Origin of the sequence: Desulfopila sp. IMCC35006, from assembly GCF_005116645.1 — a bacterium.
In the GTDB taxonomy this organism is placed as follows: domain Bacteria; phylum Desulfobacterota; class Desulfobulbia; order Desulfobulbales; family Desulfocapsaceae; genus Desulforhopalus_A.
The window spans coordinates 1-290 of sequence record NZ_SWCM01000069.1; the positions used below are offsets into that span (position 1 = coordinate 1).

Sequence of the window (290 nt, forward strand, 5' to 3'; positions counted from 1 at the left end):
GATTGGCCACCGTATCGCAAGGGAATATACAAGCCACCCCCAGGGTTGAGAGGGTTACAGTAGTTGAGTTCTCTTTTTGTAAGCGAAGAGAGAATTTATTAGAACTTAACCCCGTAAGGGGATAAGAGTTAAGACGAAATTTTCTTAGGAAAATTTCTGTAACTCTAATAGTTTAATCAGGTTTTATGGATAAGCTATTAAGGGCTAACGGTGGATGCCTTGGCATCGGAAGGCGATGAAGGACGTGGTAAGCTGCGATAAGCTTCGGGGAGTCGTTAACAGGCTTTGAT

1 rRNA gene is annotated in these 290 nt (G+C 43.1%); it reads left to right on the forward strand.

From position 1 onward, the window contains the following. Window positions 1–187: 187 nt before the first annotated feature. Window positions 188–290 (forward strand): 23S ribosomal RNA (locus tag FCL47_RS24195); the annotation flags it as partial.